23 protein-coding genes are annotated in these 17,578 nt (G+C 59.1%); 9 read left to right on the forward strand and 14 right to left on the reverse strand.

Translation table 11 applies throughout. From position 1 onward, the window contains the following. Positions 1-148 precede the first annotated feature (148 nt). Together AC1RL4_RS20860 and AC1RL4_RS20865 are read right to left on the reverse strand one after the other, a co-directional pair. Positions 149-1,378, reverse strand: a complete 1,230-nt coding sequence (locus AC1RL4_RS20860; RefSeq protein ID WP_430954364.1) for a winged helix-turn-helix domain-containing protein — start codon at positions 1,376-1,378, stop codon at positions 149-151. Positions 1,379-1,442: 64 nt separating this feature from the next. Then, positions 1,443-1,658, reverse strand: coding sequence for a DUF1127 domain-containing protein (locus AC1RL4_RS20865; protein ID WP_018930023.1), 216 nt, complete (start codon positions 1,656-1,658; stop codon positions 1,443-1,445). A 96-nt stretch (positions 1,659-1,754) separates the two neighbouring features. On the opposite strand from AC1RL4_RS20865, the gene AC1RL4_RS20870 reads away from it, so the two are divergent. After that, entirely contained in the window at positions 1,755-2,609 is an 855-nt protein-coding gene (locus AC1RL4_RS20870) for a LysR family transcriptional regulator (protein WP_019650550.1), read from the forward strand. Here the strand turns inward: AC1RL4_RS20870 and AC1RL4_RS20875 are convergent. Beyond that, positions 2,599-3,333, reverse strand: a complete 735-nt coding sequence (locus tag AC1RL4_RS20875; RefSeq protein ID WP_081625787.1) for a sulfite exporter TauE/SafE family protein — start codon at positions 3,331-3,333, stop codon at positions 2,599-2,601. The two genes, AC1RL4_RS20870 and AC1RL4_RS20875, sit on opposite strands and share 11 nt — an antisense overlap. A 125-nt stretch (positions 3,334-3,458) precedes the next feature. Here AC1RL4_RS20875 and AC1RL4_RS20880 point away from each other — a divergent pair, with 125 nt between their 5' ends. The 3 genes from AC1RL4_RS20880 to AC1RL4_RS20890 all read left to right on the forward strand — a co-directional run bounded on the left by AC1RL4_RS20880 (position 3,459) and on the right by AC1RL4_RS20890 (position 5,631). Next, on the forward strand, positions 3,459-4,415 hold the full coding sequence (locus AC1RL4_RS20880; RefSeq protein WP_230174402.1) for a LysR family transcriptional regulator: 957 nt from the start codon (positions 3,459-3,461) through the stop codon (positions 4,413-4,415). A 69-nt stretch (positions 4,416-4,484) separates the two neighbouring features. Continuing rightward, a complete protein-coding gene (locus AC1RL4_RS20885; RefSeq protein WP_430954368.1) occupies positions 4,485-4,946 on the forward strand; it encodes a MarR family winged helix-turn-helix transcriptional regulator in 462 nt (153 codons plus the stop codon). A 265-nt stretch (positions 4,947-5,211) separates the two neighbouring features. After that, on the forward strand, positions 5,212-5,631 hold the full coding sequence (locus AC1RL4_RS20890) for an organic hydroperoxide resistance protein (protein ID WP_018930027.1): 420 nt from the start codon (positions 5,212-5,214) through the stop codon (positions 5,629-5,631). Positions 5,632-5,704: 73 nt separating this feature from the next. Here AC1RL4_RS20890 and AC1RL4_RS20895 read toward each other — a convergent pair whose 3' ends face one another. Both AC1RL4_RS20895 and earP read right to left on the reverse strand, forming a co-directional pair. Then, positions 5,705-6,274 carry an elongation factor P gene (locus tag AC1RL4_RS20895; protein ID WP_007940000.1) on the reverse strand — a complete coding sequence of 190 codons (570 nt, stop codon included), beginning with the start codon at positions 6,272-6,274 and terminating at the stop codon, positions 5,705-5,707. A gap of 48 nt (positions 6,275-6,322) precedes the next feature. Next, positions 6,323-7,465 (reverse strand): elongation factor P maturation arginine rhamnosyltransferase EarP, encoded by a 1,143-nt coding sequence (gene earP, locus AC1RL4_RS20900; RefSeq protein WP_033051726.1) that lies wholly within the window; start codon positions 7,463-7,465, stop codon positions 6,323-6,325. Between the two features lie 124 nt (positions 7,466-7,589). Between earP and AC1RL4_RS20905 the strand changes: the two genes are divergently transcribed. Both AC1RL4_RS20905 and AC1RL4_RS20910 read left to right on the forward strand, forming a co-directional pair. After that, entirely contained in the window at positions 7,590-7,988 is a 399-nt protein-coding gene (locus AC1RL4_RS20905) for a hypothetical protein (protein WP_007939998.1), read from the forward strand. 14 nt (positions 7,989-8,002) lie between these two features. Next, the gene (locus AC1RL4_RS20910; RefSeq protein WP_026331950.1) at positions 8,003-8,485 is read left to right on the forward strand and encodes a GreA/GreB family elongation factor; all 483 of its coding nucleotides are present in this window, start codon (positions 8,003-8,005) and stop codon (positions 8,483-8,485) included. A gap of 13 nt (positions 8,486-8,498) precedes the next feature. Here the strand turns inward: AC1RL4_RS20910 and cysB are convergent, their stop codons facing one another. The 5 genes from cysB to AC1RL4_RS20935 form a co-directional block, all read right to left on the reverse strand. Then, positions 8,499-9,473, reverse strand: a complete 975-nt coding sequence (gene cysB, locus AC1RL4_RS20915) for an HTH-type transcriptional regulator CysB (protein WP_007899921.1) — start codon at positions 9,471-9,473, stop codon at positions 8,499-8,501. Between the two features lie 113 nt (positions 9,474-9,586). Continuing rightward, positions 9,587-10,090, reverse strand: coding sequence for a universal stress protein (locus AC1RL4_RS20920; protein ID WP_019582542.1), 504 nt, complete (start codon positions 10,088-10,090; stop codon positions 9,587-9,589). A 96-nt stretch (positions 10,091-10,186) separates the two neighbouring features. Next, a complete protein-coding gene (locus AC1RL4_RS20925) occupies positions 10,187-11,092 on the reverse strand; it encodes a 5'-nucleotidase (protein WP_018929795.1) in 906 nt (301 codons plus the stop codon). Between the two features lie 23 nt (positions 11,093-11,115). Next, positions 11,116-12,072 (reverse strand): putative 2-dehydropantoate 2-reductase, encoded by a 957-nt coding sequence (locus AC1RL4_RS20930; protein ID WP_028939011.1) that lies wholly within the window; start codon positions 12,070-12,072, stop codon positions 11,116-11,118. Continuing rightward, positions 12,069-12,455, reverse strand: coding sequence for a thioredoxin family protein (locus AC1RL4_RS20935; RefSeq protein ID WP_493120057.1), 387 nt, complete (start codon positions 12,453-12,455; stop codon positions 12,069-12,071). The genes AC1RL4_RS20930 and AC1RL4_RS20935 overlap by 4 nt, the downstream gene beginning before the upstream one ends. Here AC1RL4_RS20935 and AC1RL4_RS20940 point away from each other — a divergent pair. After that, positions 12,454-12,897 carry a PilZ domain-containing protein gene (locus tag AC1RL4_RS20940; protein ID WP_081625788.1) on the forward strand — a complete coding sequence of 148 codons (444 nt, stop codon included), beginning with the start codon at positions 12,454-12,456 and terminating at the stop codon, positions 12,895-12,897. The genes AC1RL4_RS20935 and AC1RL4_RS20940 overlap by 2 nt on opposite strands. 189 nt (positions 12,898-13,086) lie before the next feature. Then, positions 13,087-14,163, forward strand: a complete 1,077-nt coding sequence (locus tag AC1RL4_RS20945) for a 3-deoxy-7-phosphoheptulonate synthase (protein ID WP_019582545.1) — start codon at positions 13,087-13,089, stop codon at positions 14,161-14,163. Between the two features lie 65 nt (positions 14,164-14,228). On the opposite strand, the gene AC1RL4_RS20950 is transcribed toward AC1RL4_RS20945, so the two are convergent. Then, positions 14,229-14,510 (reverse strand): GNAT family N-acetyltransferase, encoded by a 282-nt coding sequence (locus tag AC1RL4_RS20950; RefSeq protein ID WP_007939987.1) that lies wholly within the window; start codon positions 14,508-14,510, stop codon positions 14,229-14,231. 629 nt (positions 14,511-15,139) lie between these two features. Here AC1RL4_RS20950 and oprI point away from each other — a divergent pair. Continuing rightward, on the forward strand, positions 15,140-15,391 hold the full coding sequence (oprI, locus tag AC1RL4_RS20955) for an outer membrane lipoprotei OprI (RefSeq protein ID WP_003172710.1): 252 nt from the start codon (positions 15,140-15,142) through the stop codon (positions 15,389-15,391). A gap of 123 nt (positions 15,392-15,514) precedes the next feature. Here oprI and AC1RL4_RS20960 read toward each other — a convergent pair whose 3' ends face one another. The 3 genes from AC1RL4_RS20960 to AC1RL4_RS20970 all read right to left on the reverse strand — a co-directional run bounded on the left by AC1RL4_RS20960 (position 15,515) and on the right by AC1RL4_RS20970 (position 17,574). Continuing rightward, a complete protein-coding gene (locus tag AC1RL4_RS20960) occupies positions 15,515-16,486 on the reverse strand; it encodes a L,D-transpeptidase family protein (RefSeq protein WP_019650542.1) in 972 nt (323 codons plus the stop codon). A gap of 132 nt (positions 16,487-16,618) precedes the next feature. Further along, a complete protein-coding gene (locus AC1RL4_RS20965) occupies positions 16,619-16,912 on the reverse strand; it encodes a hypothetical protein (RefSeq protein WP_007899882.1) in 294 nt (97 codons plus the stop codon). Between the two features lie 56 nt (positions 16,913-16,968). Beyond that, on the reverse strand, positions 16,969-17,574 hold the full coding sequence (locus AC1RL4_RS20970; protein ID WP_430954363.1) for an arylesterase: 606 nt from the start codon (positions 17,572-17,574) through the stop codon (positions 16,969-16,971). Positions 17,575-17,578 lie beyond the last annotated feature (4 nt).

Below are 17,578 nucleotides of genomic sequence, written 5' to 3' on the forward strand. Positions count from 1 at the left end.
AGGATTTCGATACGGCCAAGCTTTTCAGCGAAAAACATCTACTAAAAGCTTGACCGTGAACAGAGTATCTACAGGTTTTGGGTCGTTCACATTTCCGGTGGACGACATAAAACCTGTAGGAGCGAGGCTTGCCCGCGAAGGCGTCAATTCAAACAACACTGAATTGAGCCAACGCCCCCCGCAACCGCGCCGCACTCGCCCGCGGGCAATTCAGCTGAACCCGCTCAAGCCCCAACCAATCGGCCATCCGCCGCAGATTGACTGCCAACGCCAGCATCCCTTCATCATCCAGCCCCGGCTCTTCCTCATGCACGGCATGCACCGCCAACCGGCCCGACGCTCGTTCGGCCCGCAAGTCGACCCGCGCAGCAATCCGCTCATTGTGCAAAAACGGCAAGACGTAATAGCCGTAGACGCGTTTGTGCTGCGGCGTATAAATCTCCAGCCGATAACGGAAATCGAACAATCGCTCGGTACGGCTGCGCTCCCAAATCAGCGAATCGAACGGTGAAAGCAGCGCACTGGCCTCGACCTTGCGCGGCACTTTCGGCTCAGCCAGGCAATAGGCCGGTTGCCGCCAGCCTTCAACCTCACAGACCAGCAGCTCACCGCCCTCGACCAGTTCCGCCAGACGCGGCCGGCTGTCTGCGGGGTTCAAGCGAAAATAGTCCCGCAGGTCCTTTTCCGTGCCGACGCCCAACGCCGTGGCCGCATGCAGCAACAACCCGCGCTGGGCTTCGGTTTCACTGAGCAAGGGCTGCTGCAGAAGCGCCAAAGGAATCACCCGTTCCGGCAAATCATAAAGCCGTTCGAACCCGCGCCGGCTGGCCACGGTCACTTCACCGGCGGCGAACAACCATTCAAGCGCATGCTTTTCAGCGCTCCAGTCCCACCACGGCCCTGCCCGTTCCTGACGGGTCGACAGGCTGCCCGCCCCCAGCGCACCGAGCTCCTGGACCGACGCTAAAACACGGCGAATCGTGTCCTGCTGCTCACGACCGAAACGCGCCAGTTGCTGGTAGATATCTTCGCCACGGGAAGCGCGCTGCATGCGCCAGCGCATCAAGGGGTACATCGACAACGGTAATAACGAAGCTTCGTGGCCCCAATACTCGAACAACGTGCGCCGACGGCCCTGACTCCAGGCAGCCTGATCGAGCAAGTCGGTTGAATAATTGCCAAGACGGGAAAACAAGGGAAGGTAGTGCGAACGCACCAATGCATTGACCGAATCGATCTGCAGAATGCCGAGCCGTTCGATCAGCCGGTTGAGCTGAACCGGCTTGGTCGCCGCCGGCGGCTGGCGCCCGTTGAACCCTTGGGCAGCCAGCGCCAGACGCCGAGCCTGTTTGAGGGAAAAGGACAGTGTGGCGGGCATGAGCATCTCCTTGTCTGCTCGCAACCTACCTCACCCGAAAGTGGTTTGTGTAGCGATGGCATCATCATTTGTGCATCGGATCATCCCAGAACGGTCTTACTGCCTCATGCTCCACATCCGCGCGGCTCACGCCGATATCCTTCAGTGCTTCGTCGCTCAAGCTCGCCAGTAATTCACGTTCACGGTGAAGTTCGTACCAGCGACTAAACTTGTGCAGCAGATCGGATACCGCGTGGATTGAGAATTTTTGTTCCGTTACATGCTCGTTGTGACCTTTCATCGTGTAGCCCTCCTTTAGGGATGGATCCAGTCTCGCCGCAGCGCTAAGATCAATCCAACGAATGTTTCTGATGGCATACATCTCGGAGATTGATGAATGTCCGCCTACCCCAGTATCGACACCGATGTACTGCGCACCTTCGTCGCGATCGCTGATCAGGGTGGCTTTACCCGCGCCGGGGAAATGGTCAACCGCACCCAGTCGGCGGTGAGCATGCAGATGAAACGTCTGGAAGAAGACGTGTTGCAGCGCCAGCTGTTCGAACGCGACGGGCGCCAGGTCAAACTGACCGCCGAAGGCCAGGTGTTGCTCGGCTATGCGCGGCGCATCCTCAAACTCCACAGCGAAGTCTTCAATACCCTGCGCGAGCCGCACATGGTCGGCACGGTGCGCATCGGCACACCCGACGATTACGTGATGCGCTTTCTGCCGGGCATCCTGTCGCGCTTCGCGCAGTTCTACCCGCTGATCCAGATCGAGGTTCATTGCGAATCGACCCGGCAACTGTTGCAGCGCCAGGATCTGGATCTGTCCATCGTCACCCGCGAGCCGGGTAACGAGATCGGCCAGTTGTTGCGCAAGGAGCGCTTTGTCTGGGCCGAAGCCCAATGCTTCAACGCCCACGAGCAGACGCCGCTGCCGCTGGCGATGTTCAACAGTGATTGTTTCTGCCGCGTCTGGGCGTGTAATGCGCTGGACGCCATGGGCCGCGATTACCGCATTGCCTACAACAGCTCCAGCCTGTCGGCATTGATGGCGGTGGTCAGCGCAGGGCTAGCGATCACCGCGCAACTGGAAAGCCTGATCACGCCGGACATGCGCATCCTCGGCGCCGACCAGGACCTGCCCCTGCTGCCGGAAGCCAGCATCATGCTGATCCGCAACCTGAACAACCCTTCGCCGATCACCGAATGCCTGGCCGAACACATCATCGAAGGCTTCAAACTTTAAAGGCGAGCATCACCGCACAGAACACCAGAAAACCACAGAACAGCCCGCGCAACAGCCGCTCCGGCAGTGCGTGGGCGATTCTCACGCCCCAACTGATGCTCATCAATCCACCGACCGCCAACGGTATTCCGATCGCCCAGTGCACCTGATGGTGCACCGCATAAGTCGCCAACGTGACGCCCGTGCTCGGCAATGCCAGCGCCAGCGACAAGCCCTGGGCAACCACTTGGCTGGTACCGAACAGACTGGTCAACACTGGCGTGGCCACCACCGCCCCGCCCACGCCAAACAACCCGCCCATGGTCCCGGAAGCCGCGCCGAGCACACCCAGCCACGGCCATGAATAATGCATCTGCGAAGACGCCGGTGCGGTGGCGGTAAACATTCGCATCAGGTTGTAGGCCGACAGCGCGACCAGGAACGCGACAAACCCCACGCGCATGGTTTGCGCATCAACGCCCACCGCCCAGATCGAACCGATCCAGGCGAAGCAGAATCCCATCGAAGCCAATGGCAGCGCATGACGCAATTCGATGCGATTACGCTGGTGATAGCGCCATAGCGCCAGCATCACGTTCGGCACCACCATCACCAGCGCCGTGCCTTGGGCAACCTGCTGATCGAGACCGCACCACACGCCCAGCAGCGGAATCGCCACCAGCCCGCCACCAATGCCGAAGAGCCCGCCGAGGGTGCCCAGGGCAGCGCCAAAAACCAGGTACATCACGAACTCAATCACAGGCGGTTTTCCTCTTGTCAGGCTGTTCATCCTACGCAGTCGGCTCTGGCGGGGAAACGCACAGCAACGCACAATGGCTGTGCCAAATTCGCACAAGCGTTGATGAAGCCATGAACCCCAATCAATTGACCGAACAACTCGGCCTGTTTCTGGATGTGCTGGAAACCGGCAGTTTTTCCGCTGCATCCCGCCGTCATCCCCTGACGCCATCGGCGGTGGCGCGACGTATCGATAGCCTGGAAAGCGCCGTCGGCAGTCAGCTGTTCATTCGCAGCACCCACGCGGTGCGGGCTACCCCGGCAGGTTTGGCCTTTGCCGAGCGCGCGCGGCGGATCGTCGCGGAGCTGCAACTGGCGCGGGCGGAAGCGGTGTCCCTGAGCAATGCGCCGGAAGGCTTGATTCGGGTCGATGCGCCGGCAGCGTTCGGACGACGCCATCTGGCACCGGTGATTGCCGACTTCCTGACCCTTTACCCCGGCCTCGACGTGCAATTGCACCTGATCGACAGCTTTGTCGACATGCAGGGTTCGAACCTGGGCAAGGTCGACCTGGTGCTGCGTGCCGGGCAAATGGCCGATACCCGGCTGGTGGCCACGCCGCTGGCGAGCATGGTGCGCATCGCCTGCGCCAGCCCCGATTACCTGCAACGCCGTGGCGTGCCGACCGAGCCGGCGCAATTGGTCGACCACGACGGCCTGGATTGGGACGGCCTGGCTCCGCCGTTCGCCTGGCGCTTCGAGCGGGATGGGCAGATGCATTTGCACCGGCCTGCGCGAATCCGCATGAGCGCCAACAACGCCGAGGCGCTGGTCTGCGGCGCACTGGCCGGGTTGGGTGTCGCGCATCTGCCGACCTGGCTGGCCAGTGAATATTTATTGCGTGGCGAACTGCTGCCGCTGTTCTGCGAAAAAGGTCTGCCACAACCGGAAAGCACCGGAATTTATGCGTTACGCCTGGAGCAGCAGCCCAGTTCGCGTAGCCGCTTGCTGCTGGAATACCTGAAGACCCGTTTCAGCCCCATCCCACCGTGGGATCTGGCGCTGCAAACCAACCTGGACCGCCACTAGTCCATAATTATCTGGCGCATTAAAGATTCGCCCGCTAGATTCATGACGATCACTGATCAAGGCTTTGAAATGCACACCGAGCGCGACACCCCGGACAACTGCGATAACCTGCTGCTGGATAATCAGGTCTGCTTCGCCCTGCATTCCACTTCGTTGCTGATGACCAAGGTCTACAAGCCGCTGCTGCAAGCGCTGGGCCTGACGTATCCGCAGTACCTGGCAATGATGGTGTTGTGGGAAAAGGACGGGTTGACGGTCGGCGAAATCAGCAGCCGACTGCTGACCGATCCCGGCTCCCTCACCCCGCTGCTCAAACGCCTGGAAGCCGAAGGCCTGCTGAGCCGCACCCGCAGCCGCGAAGACGAACGGGTAGTGATTGTCGAACTCACCGAGCAAGGCCATGCGCTGCGAGACAAAGCACGCGATATTCCGCAGTGCATCCTCGGCGCCAGCGGGCAGACGCTGGAACAGTTGAAGAAGCTGCAAGCGGATCTCCAGGAGCTGCGCAGCCACCTGCAAGACAGCCTTTAGACCGCGTTATCGTTCTTCGCGGGCAAGTCGGATCGCCCGCGAAGGCGTCCTCCCCGTCGCAAAAAAATTCACTTCGCATAAATCCCGCACGAAAGCCTCTATCTCAAGCATCTCCCGCTTGATCGAATCTCCAGGTGATGGGCAGGGTCAGTTTTTTCAAAAATTTATCTTGCGCGCTAAATATTAGCGAGCTACATTCACTTCGCACTTACTTAGCGCGCAAACATTTAGCGCGAAACACCCAATTCAAAACGAGGCTCACACCATGCAAACTCTCTACACCGCAATCGCAACCTCCACCGGCGGCCGTGACGGTCGTTCGATCTCCAGCGACAACGTCCTCGACGTCAAACTCGCTACCCCGAAAGAACTCGGTGGCGCCGGCGGTGCGGCAACCAACCCTGAACAACTGTTCGCCGCCGGCTATTCCGCCTGCTTCATCGGCGCGCTGAAATTCGTCGCCAGCCAGACCAAACGCAAAATCCCCGACGACGCCTCGATCACCGCCCATGTCGGCATCGGCCAGATCCCTGGCGGTTTCGGTCTGGACATCGACCTGCACATCAGCCTGCCGGGCCTTGAACAAGCCGATGCACAAAGCCTGGTCGACGCCGCCCACCAGGTCTGCCCTTACTCCAACGCCACCCGTGGCAACGTCGATGTGCGCCTGCACGTTGCCGTTTAATCACTGATCTTGATCATTCGCCCACAAAAAAGCCCGACTCAATGGTCGGGCTTTTTCATTCCTCAAGCGGTGCTTATTTAGCACGGCCTTTGTAGGAACCGCCTTCGCGGGTATCGATCTCGATCATGTCGCCGATTTCGATGAAGTCAGCAACCGACAGCTCGGTACCGTTCTTCAGTTTGGCAGGCTTCATCACCTTGCCGGAAGTATCACCGCGAGCGGAGCCTTCGGTGTAGTCAACCTGACGCACGATAGTGGTCGGCAGTTCTACGGAAACCAGACGCTCTTCGAAGAAGATCGCTTCGCAAACATCGGTCATGCCTTCTTCAACGAAAGGCAGAACGGCTTCGATGTCTTCAGCGTTCAGCTCGTACATGGTGTAGTCAGTGGTGTCCATGAACGTGTAGGAGTCGCCGCTGATGAAGGACAGGGTCGCTTCTTTGCGGTCGAGGATCACGTCGTCCAGTTTGTCGTCGGCGCTGTAAACGGTCTCGGTCTTGTAACCGGTCAACAGGTTTTTCAGCTTGGTCTTCATGATCGCGCTGTTACGACCCGACTTGGTGAATTCAGCTTTCTGAACCAGCCAAGGATCGTTGTCGATACGGATCACCATACCGGGTTTCAGTTCTTTACCAGTTTTCATTGCGAATATCCGAATTTGGATGGGATTTACAAAAATCTAGGCCGCGTATCATATCCAATTTAGGTAAAACTGTACCAGCGCTGCGGCAAGATCTGCCTGCAAGGCTTGTTCCAGACACCACGCCTCGGCATGCTTTTCCAGTTCCGGCCAATGTTTGCGGGTTGATTTCCAGTGCTCGACCATTGTCTCACCTGCATTCCATGCCCGCCATAGACCGCTGATCGCCTCGCCAGCAGGTTTGGACAGGCCTTGGGTGTACAGGGTCAGGAAGGCGTCGAGCTTGTCCAGGTGGATATCTTCGTCCTGCCGATAGATGTGCCAGAGCAGTGGCCGGCCTGCCCATTGCGCGCGAACAAAGGAATCTTCGCCGCGCACGGCGTTGAAATCGCAGCTCCACAGCAGCAGGTCATATTGATCCTGCCGGACGAACGGCAGCACTTGCACAGTCAGGGCATCGCGCACATGCACCGCGCCGGCCGTCAGCCCGTCCACTGCGAGCCAGCGTTCGACGTCGCCGAGAATCCGGCCCTCGGGCACCAACAGATGAGTGGGCGTCGAGTCGGCAGCCATGGCGTCGAGCCAACTGGCCAGCCCGTTATTCTCGTAGGCGAACAGCGAGATCAGCTGTGCGTTCGGGGCGCGTTCAACCCCCAGGCCTTGCAGGAACTCTCGCTGAGCCTCGGGACTTTGCTGAAACTGCCGACGCCGCTCGAGCAATCCCCTCTCACGCAGCAAGCCACCGGTGCCCTTGCGAAAACCCGGGAAGAAAAAGAACTTCTGCACGTTCTTGTACTTCACCGACGGCAAGCCGTGACAACCGACGACCCAGTCTTCGGCGCTCAGATAATCGAGGTTCATCCACAGCGGCGGCTTTTCCCGCTCGGCCATGGCCTCCATATAAGCACTCGGCAACTGGCAGGCGAACGCGGCGATAACGACATCCGCGGCTTCGGTGGGTTGCCAGTGCGCTGACCATTGCCGAACCTCGACACCCTGCTGCCACTGCTGCGTAGCGTGGATGTCGATTTCTGGACACAACCGCTCGAAGGCCCGCAGGTCATCGACCCACAAGCGCACCGTCACTGAATGTTCGGCCACCAGTTGGCGGGCCAGACGCCAGGTCACACCGATGTCGCCGAAATTGTCGACCACGGTGCAAAAAATATCCCAGCGGGTTTTCATTTCAGGCATTCCAGGTTCCCGTTGGCAAAAGCGCCGATTGTCCGCATAAATTACCCCGTGCAGAAGAGCCGACGACGATTAATCTTCGTGCGACAATCGCCACTTGCCCGCGACCACCCGCCAGGAGGCAGTCATGCCCTACCGTCCCCACCCGCGCCGCTCCATGCCGATCCAGCTCAATGCGCTGCAACTGACCGGCAGCATCGCCCTCGGTTTGTGGCTGGGATTTATCGCGATCGCACTGACTTGCTGGCTCGCCTGGCGCCTGTTGTTCAACGAGCAATTGGCACCCTTGGCCCAGGCGGTGGAGCAACTGGCCAAGCCGCCGGTGATTGAACAACCCGCTGCGCAAAACCCGATGTTCGAACAGTACGAGGAACACCTGCGCAGGAACGATCAGCAGCAAATGGTGGAACAGGCCAGAAGCAGCAAACACAATCTGGCCAATCCAAAATGTCAGTTCTGGCTGCAACAGGACCAGACCGCGCCGAGCGAAAAAAGCCGCGCCAACGTCCTGCAATTCTGCGATTGATCATGAAGCTCTCTATGCACAAGCCGACCGTCCACCAACTGATTATCGACAAGCTGCGGATCGATCTCGACATCGCCGAGCGTGCCGCGCAAACCGCTTACGAAACCGCGACCCACGAAGAAAACATAGCCGAAAACAAGTACGACACCCTGGGGCTGGAGGCGTCTTATCTGGCGGCCGGGCAGGCCAGGCGAGTGGAGGAAATCAGACTGTCATTGACCCTTTGCCAGAACCTGACACTGCGGCCTTATGACGAGCGGCGCGGCATCGAGGTCGGCGCCCTGCTCGGCCTGGAAGACGAAAAAGGTCGCGAACAATGGCTGTTCCTGGCCCCCGACGCAGCCGGATTGAAGATTGATCTGGTGGGGCAACTGATTACCGTCATCACCCCTCGTTCGCCGCTGGGTAAAAGCCTGCTGGGCAAGTTCGAAGGGGATGAAGTGGAGATTCTGGTGGCGGGCACTCGGCAACAGTTTGCTGTCACCGAGGTGGTCTAGCGTCTGTTGACGCTTAATGGACCGGCAGTTCGACGCCGTCGAACAGCTCTTCCAGTTCCTGTTTGTTGTGGCATTGAATGGCCTTGGCCATCACTTCGCGGGTCAGGTGCGGAGCGAACTTCTCGATAAAGTCGCACATGAAGCCACGCAGGAAAGTGCCGCGACGGAAACCGATTTTGGTAATACTGGATTCGAACAACTCGCTGGCATCGAGCACCACCAGGTCGCTATCGAGCTTGGTATCGACCGCCATTTTCGCCACGATGCCCACGCCCAGCCCCAGGCGAACGTACGTCTTGATCACGTCGGCGTCAGCGGCGGTGAACACCACTTTCGGTGTCAGGCCACGGTGGCTGAAGGCTTCGTCGAGTTTCGAACGGCCGGTGAAACCGAATACGTACGTCACGATCGGGTATTCGGCCAGGGCTTCGAGGGTCAGCTTCGACAGCTTGGTCAGCGGGTGACCCTGAGGCACGACCACGCAGCGATTCCAGCGATAGCACGGCATCATCACCAGATCACCGAACAGCTCCAGGGCTTCGGTGGCGATGGCGAAATCGACGGTGCCGTCCGCAGCCATCTCGGCGATCTGCATCGGCGAACCCTGGTGCATGTGCAGGGCAACGTCCGGGTATTGCTTGATGAAATTGCTGATCACCGGCGGCAATGCATAACGCGCCTGGGTGTGGGTGGTGGCGATCGACAGGGTGCCTTTTTTCTCGTTGGAGAATTCCTGGGCGATCTGTTTGATGCTTTCAACTTTGCGCAGGATCTCACCGGCGGTGGTGATGATGCGCTCGCCGGCCGGGGTAACGCGGGTCAGATGCTTGCCGCTGCGGGCGAAAACCTCGACCCCCAATTCGTCTTCCAGCAGACGAATCTGTTTGCTGATGCCCGGTTGCGAGGTGTAGAGGCTTTGGGCTGTAGCAGAAACGTTGAGGTCGTGGTGCGCCACTTCCCAGATGTAGCGCAATTGTTGAAGCTTCATATGAATCCCTCAAAGCAGGTAGACGCCACGGGCATCAGCGACGGTATATAACTATATTAATGGTTAGACCAATAAATCTAGAACTTTTTTGTCAAAATGCCATTATTCGTGTTCTAGCGATCCTCTTTGCGGCGACGCTCTACCAGCGGCACCAAATAGACCGGCACCCTGGCCAGTTGCAACACGCGCGCAGCGGTTCGACCCAACGGCGTTTCCGCGCCAGCACCATGGCTGTGACTCCCTACGATCAGCAAATCGACAGAGAGTTTCTGCGCCTGGTCGAGAATCACCTGCGACGGATCGCCCTGCAGCACCCTCACTGCCTGAATCCGCTGCAAATCCTGCACTCCTTCATCCCCCAGCTCTTCGCGAAAGTTGTCGAGCACCCGTTGCTGAATATTGGCGATCACATTGTTCAGACCCTGACTGTGAAATTCGTTCAAGGCCTTCTCGTCGAGATAGCTCTGCAACACGGATTCGGCAAACAGCCCCATGGGCTCTACCGCATGCACCACATACAAGTCGGCATTGAATGTTCGAGCCAGTTCCAAGGCATGCTGCATCACCAATGGTGCGTACAGACCCAAGTCAGTGGCATACAGCATCGAACGAATCATATGACCTCCTCAAATGCCAACATGGCGGAGATTGATTCAGCTTAGCAGTGCCGTGGCGAGTGCGGCGCCCGGCGCAACGCATTGAACCGCCGGGCTTTAAACCGACGGCTCGTTACTGATGCCATGGGGCACGTGCCCGGTGGCAACCACTTCACGGGCCAGCTCGCAATGGCCTGCCTGATCGTCAAAAAATACGTCGGCGGCAAAGGCTTCAAGAAAAGCCGATTTGGTCAGGCCGCCAAGAAACAGCGATTCATCCAGACGAATGTCCCATTCGCGCAAGGTGCGGATCACCCGTTCATGGGCCGGCGCCGATCGCGCGGTCACCAGCGCGGTGCGGATCGGACAGGCATCATCGGGGAACTCACGCTGCAACAGATTGAGCGCCGCGAGGAAGCCTTTGAACGGCCCGCCGCGCAAAGGCTCACGGGCCGCCTCACGCTCGCTGGCCTGAAACGCCGCCAGGCCTCCCGACTGATAGACCCGCTCCGACTCGTCGGAAAACAGCACCGCGTCACCGTCGAAAGCAATGCGCAATTCATCGCTGGCGGCGCGACTGGCACCGCCCGATAGAATAGTCGCTGCGGCGAATCCGGCCTCCAGCGCATTGCGCACATCTTCGGCATGGGTCGAGAGAAACAGGTCGCAACCAAAAGCCTTGAGGTACGGATAAGGGCTGCGCCCGCCGACGAACGCCGCACGCGAGATCGACAGGCCATAGTGATGAATCGAGTTGAAAACCCGCAGGCCGGTGTCGGCGCTGTTGCGCGACACCAGGATCACCTCGACCCGGGCACGGCCGAGACGGGTATTCAGGTTCAGGAGTTTTTCCACCAACGGGAATGCATCGCCGGGCTCGAGAATTTCGTCTTCGTGTTCGATCTGGTACTGCCGATAAGCCTCGACGCCGCTCGACAGATAGACCTTGTGGCTCTCGCTCAAATCGAACAGCGCTCGCGAAGAAATCGCCAGCACCAGTTTGTCGTCTATGACATTTGCCATGCCCTTCCCCCTTCTTGACCGACTCAGTGGTTACGTCGGTCGATAAAACTCAAGCTGCGATACAAGGCCTCGATTCGCGGCAACTCACATCCCGCCGCCTTCGCCGCTGCCAGTGGCCGAGTGTAGATGGCGTCCAGTTCCAGCGGCCGCTTGTGCAGAAAATCGTGATGCATGCTCGGCCAGTAGTCGGGCATTTTCTCGGTCATCATGAACAGATAATCGGCGTAACCCGGCGGCATGTCATGACCGCAGGCCTTGGCCCCCTGAACCACTTCGGCCATCAAGGCCTGAATCAGCGCGCGGCTGTCGGCATCCGCCATCAATGGCGTGGTGCTGGCCCCGAGCAGCACCGACAGACCGTTGTAGGGAATATTCCAGACCAGTTTCTGCCAGCGCGCCTGCTGCAAATTCGGCATGGCCTGGGCGTCGATACCGGCAGTGCGGAACAATCCGGCGCCCTCCTCGACGATGTTCATGCGTGCCTGTGCATCGGCGGCGGGGCCACTGTGGTAGCCGACATTCACCGCCCCCAGCGCTTGATGGGTGATGACCCCGGGGCCGGCGCGATGGACGCAGATCAGACAAAGCCCGCCCAGCAGGTGCAGCGAATCGGGGAGCAACTCGCGCAGATGGTCTTCGACGTCCAGGCCATTTTGCAGCAACAGCACTTTGGCATCAGGTGCGGCGGCTTGAATAATGGCCGGTGCCAGGTCCGCGTTGCTGGTGGTCTTGGCGCCCACCAGCAGCCAGTCACAGGGCGGCATGTCGGCAGCCGACGAATAGGCCTGGACCGGGTTCAGGGTCAGCGGGCCCAACGACGCATGGTCAAGATGCAAGCCGCGTTCGGCCACCGCTGTAAACTCGCTGCGCAACAGAAAATGCACATCGAAGCCGGCACGCGCCAGCATCAGCCCGTAGAAACCACCGATCGCGCCGGTCCCGATAATGCCGATTGTCGGCTTGGCCACTGTGCCTGTCATGGCAGCTCCTCTGCTGGTCGACTCAACGCCTGGTCCACAGCCTCGTTGAGCGCTGTGCGGGTCAGGCGCGACTGTAGCGCCCCGAAATACTCACCGTCGCGCACCACGAACAGTGCCGGCAAATGAAAGACCCGATAACGCTCGACCACCCCGCCATTGCTTCCAGCATCGATCCAGCACAGCCGATCGACCGCCAGTTCGAGCCTGGGCAACTGCTCGCGGGCAAAACGGCAACAGGCACAGCCGACGCTGGTAAATATCACCAGTGAAATGCCGCTCATTGCCAGCAACCGTTGGTCGGCGTCGAAATCGGTCAGTTCCGATTCGACCACTATACTGGGAGAAACAGTGTCAAGTGGCCGACACAGGGAGTCCGTGTTCATGAGACGTTATCTTCCTCATCCTGACGATGTGCCCGTCGAATTAACGTTGCTCAAACATGAGTGTATTTCGCGGCAAGAGCTGCACACTATCAGCCTCGGCGGCATGGCTTGCAATTACCACCGCGCGTGGCGCCACGGTACGGCGCTGGAAATACGCATGCCGACCCTGAACCCGGACTTGCGTTTCCTGGGTTATGTGGCGTGGTGTTTGCGACGAAAACGCGGCTATCTGGTGGGGATCGCCTTCGTCGACGAACAGACGCTGTTTTGCGCGCGGATGGGTGAGCAGATCTGCCAGATCGAACGTTACTGCCGTCAGCATGAACCCCAAAGTCAACAGCAGAACAATGAGACCCTGGCCCTCGAGTGGGTCCAGCAGCATGCCGACGAGTTCTCCCACGATACAGTCAGCAAGGCATTTGCGCAGCCAATGGCCGGTTAGGGTGCATTCCCCATCAGTTTCCCCGCCACGGTGGGGGAAACTGATGGGGAATGCCCATTAAACCGGTGTCTGCCCATTGTCGAGCCACGGTGTAACGCGCTAAGGTTCTGCTCCCCGACGCGCTTAATTTGCTGTGCTCCGCCGCGCGGGTTCGCTGGCGGCCGGCACCCGTGACCTGACGAGTAAACGATGGCTGATTTACCGATCAACGACCTAAACGTCGCCTCCAACGAGACCCTGATCACTCCCGATCAGCTCAAGCGTGATATCCCTCTGAGCGACGCTGCCCTGCGCACCGTCACCAAGGGCCGCGAAGTCATTCGCAACATTCTTGATGGCACCGACCACCGCCTGTTCGTCGTGATCGGGCCGTGCTCGATCCATGACATCAAGGCCGCCCACGAATACGCCGAGCGCCTGAAAGCGCTCGCGGCCGAAGTGTCCGATACCCTGTATCTGGTCATGCGCGTGTATTTCGAGAAGCCACGCACCACCGTTGGCTGGAAAGGCTTGATCAACGATCCGTACCTGGACGACTCGTTCAAGATTCAGGATGGCCTGCACATCGGTCGTCAGTTGCTGCTGGACCTGGCCGAGATGGGCCTGCCGACCGCAACCGAAGCCCTCGACCCGATCTCCCCGCAATACTTGCAGGACCTGATCAGCTGGTCGGCGATCGGCGCACGCACCACCGAATCCCAGACGCACCGTGAAATGGCTTCCGGCCTGTCTTCGGCCGTCGGCTTCAAGAACGGCACCGATGGCGGCCTGACGGTGGCCATCAACGCCCTGCAATCGGTTTCCAGCCCGCACCGTTTCCTGGGCATCAACCAGGAAGGTGGCGTGTCGATCGTCACCACCAAGGGCAACGCCTACGGTCACGTGGTACTGCGCGGCGGCAACGGCAAGCCGAACTACGATTCGGTCAGCGTCGCGCTCTGCGAGCAAGCGCTGAAAAAGGCCAACATCAAGCCGAACATCATGGTCGATTGCAGCCACGCCAACTCCAACAAGGATCCAGCCCTGCAACCGCTGGTGATGGAGAACGTCGCCAACCAGATCCTCGAAGGCAACCAGTCAATCATCGGCCTGATGGTCGAGAGCCACCTGAACTGGGGCTGCCAGGCAATCCCGAAAGACCTCGCCGACCTGCAATACGGCGTGTCGATCACCGATGCCTGCATCGATTGGACTGCCACTGAAAACACCTTGCGCAGCATGCATGCCAAGCTCAAGGACGTATTGCCTAAACGCAATCGCAGCTGATCGCCGTTTCGCGCATAAAAAAACGCCAGGTTTGAACCTGGCGTTTTTTTATGCGTTGGTTTTGCTCACAGCTTGGCGGCATGCCGCTGATGACGCTCCATGTAGCGCTCCACGTAGGAGCACGATGGAATCACCGTGTAGCCCATTTCATCAGCATATTGCAGCGCCTGCTCGGTCAAAGCCGCCGCAATGCCGCGACCACGCAACGCGTTGGGCACAAAAGTGCGATAAATATCCAGGGTCTGTTTTCCCAGATCCATATAGGTCAGGTAGGCACGATAACCGTCCACAGTGGTCTCGAACTGATGACCAGCCTGGTCATGGTGGATGGACAACGCCTCGCTCATCACTACTCCTCGCGGGTCTTTAATTCTGACCCCTACCTTACCGATGTTTTTCCGGCGAAGGAACAACTACGCCACCCCGTGCCTGAATGGACACCGAGAGAGCCGCACCAATCTCGCGCAACCGAGCACGTATCAAATAGTAGGCACCATTGGCAAAAATGCTCAAGGGACGCTCGTCATTGTGCATCGGATGGCGGGTGTTGCCGCGGATTACGCAGGAACGGCTCGACCGAACGGGTCAAAGCCTGAACATTGCCGGATATTGAGACTTAAGACGAGCGCCCTTTGTTTAAGTCACCTCAACATGGATAAAGATATGCGAGCGGCTGCGCAAAATTCGAACACAAGTGTAGACAAACCCATCTAGACGGACTTTGGGCAAGACCAAAAAACAGCTGCCGGGCCAGGGAACTTTTTCCCAACGGCTCGCTCAGTTCGGGCCTCGTAGCTGGATATTTTTTATACAACGCAGTTAAAAGTTGCTCGAAAAAGAATCAACGCCTACAATTTTTTTTGCTTCTTGCGCTACGTCAGTTTACTTACTACAAGTAATGGGTAGTATGTACGCCGGCTATTTCCTCACTCTGAGGAGACAGCTACTTAATAGAAAGTCCTTGAAGGGGAACACGATGAACAACGTTCTGAAATTCTCTGCTCTGGCTCTGGCCGCAGTTCTGGCTACCGGTTGCAGCAGCGTATCGAAAGAAACTGAAGCACGTCTGACTGCTACTGAAGACGCAGCAGCTCGCTCCCAAGCTCGTGCAGACGAAGCTTACCGTAAAGCTGATGAAGCTCTGGCTGCTGCTCAAAAAGCACAACAGACTGCTGACGAAGCTAACGAGCGTGCTCTGCGCATGCTGGAAAAAGCTAGCCGCAAGTAATAATCCTTCGGGATTGTTATCAAGCCGATCCATTTTTTGGGTCGGCTTTTTTATTGCCTGGGGTTTCTGCAGGCCATAAAAAACCCGCCGATGCGGCCTGCATCGGCGGGTTGCTTTAACGCGTTACTGCTGCAGGTCGATCGGCGCACTCGAGACCATCGGTGCCGACGTATTCGGCACGGCGATTTCCACCGGCAGGCCATCCTCAGCGGCGACCACGTCGCGCACTACATCCCAGTTCATGCGCAAGTTGTTGGTGATGTCCTCACGCTTGAGCATCGCATTGATCACGGCGGTGTGCTTGTCGACCACCGAAGGGTTGCCCTTGTCATCCAGCGGCGTGTGCGCTTCCAGATAAACCTTGCCGCCACTGAGGCCGAACTTGTACGGATCGTTGAGGATGCGTACCGACGTCCCTACCGGCACCATGCCGGCCATTTCCAGCACGTTATTGTTGAACATGCGGAAGCAACCGTGGCTGGTGCGCATGCCAATGCCGAACTTCTTGTTCGAACCGTGGATAAGGTAGCCCGGAGTGCCCAGGGTGAATTTGAAAGGCCCCAGCGGGTTATCCGGGCCGGCCGGCACTACGTTCGGCAGTGGGTCGCCATCGGCGGCGTGCTCGGCCTTGATCGACGCTGGAGGGGTCCAGGTCGGGTTCGGCGTCTTGGCGACGATGCTGGTGTGGGCAATCGGCGAACCCCAGCCTTCACGGCCAATACCCAGCGGGAAGGTGTACACCACGTTCCGGCCTTTCGGGTAGTAGTAGAGGCGGTATTCAGCCAGGTTGATGACGATGCCTTCACGCGGGCCAGGCGGCAGGATGAAGCGCGTCGGCAGGACGACTTCGGTACCGGCGCCCGGCAGCCATGGATCGACGCCAGGGTTGGCCGCGACCATTTCCAGATAGCCCAGGTCGTAGGTGGTGCCAAGGTCGGCGAAGGTGTCTTCGTATTTGGCCTTGATCACTTGCACCTGGCCGACAATGTCTTCACCGGGTGGTGGCAGGGGCAACTCCAATGCTGCAACGGGACCCGCCACGCAGAGCGCAGCAAGAGACAGGCAGCGGGTGACGGCGGGAAAGCGCGGCAACATCCGGAAAATCCTTCGCATGATCGACAAGGGTATAAAAACCCGATTGTACACCGCCGCCCGTTATTTCGGGGAGATGCAAGACCTGTGGCGAGGGGGATTGCCTGCGGTGGAAGCTTTCCTGTGGCGAGGGAGCTACAGCTCGAACCGCAACTCAGGCCAGATCGGCGAGGTGCCGCGTTTTTGCGATTCCAGAATGGCCCGGCACAGCGAGCACAGGCGCTGGTCCTGGAACACCGTGCGATCGACGCTCGACCAGCGTGGTTGCGCCGGCAACAGGCTGCCGCACAGGGTTCGGTCGGCCGAGCCGCCCAGCTCCAGCTGACGGGTCACCAGATGCACCCGCACTTCCTGGCAGGCGAACAGATCCAGCTGTTCGTCAGGCTCGATCAGTTGATAGGCAAAAAGGGACCAGGCGGGACGCGGCATCGGGGCCTCCAAATCGGGGGCGCCACCTTAGCCGAAACGCCGCCGCTAGAAAAGCGTCAAAGCAGCGGTTTCAGTGTCGGCCAGACATTTTCCAGCAACTTGCCCTGAGCCCCCGCCGCCGGGTGCAGGCCGTCGGATTGCATCAGGTCTGGATGACCGCCCACGCCGTCGAGAAAAAACGGCACCAGCGAGATTTTTTTCTCATCGGCCACCTTGGTGAAGACCTCGGCGAATGCCTGGGTGTAACGCACGCCATAGTTGGGTGGCAATTGCATGCCCAGCAACAGCACCTTGGCGCCACTGACGCGGGAGCTGTCGATCATCGACGCAAGATTTTGTTGCAATTGTGTTGGCGGCATTCCGCGCAAGCCGTCATTGCCTCCCAACTCGAGGATGACGAGCTCAGGCTTATGCTCTGCAAGCAGCGCCGGCAGGCGTGCCCGGCCTCCGGCACTGGTGTCGCCGCTGATGGATGCATTGACCACCTTATCGTCGAAACCTTCGCGCTTGAGCCGTTGCTCGAGCAACGACACCCACCCCAACCGGGTATCCAGGCCGAAACCGGCGCTGATACTATCGCCAACGATCAGGACTGTACCCGCCGCTGCGTTCTGGGCCATGCACATCAAGGCCAGGCCAGCACTCAAAAACCACACACGCATCGGA

Source organism: Pseudomonas sp. GW822-FHT07A10, from assembly GCF_058798795.1.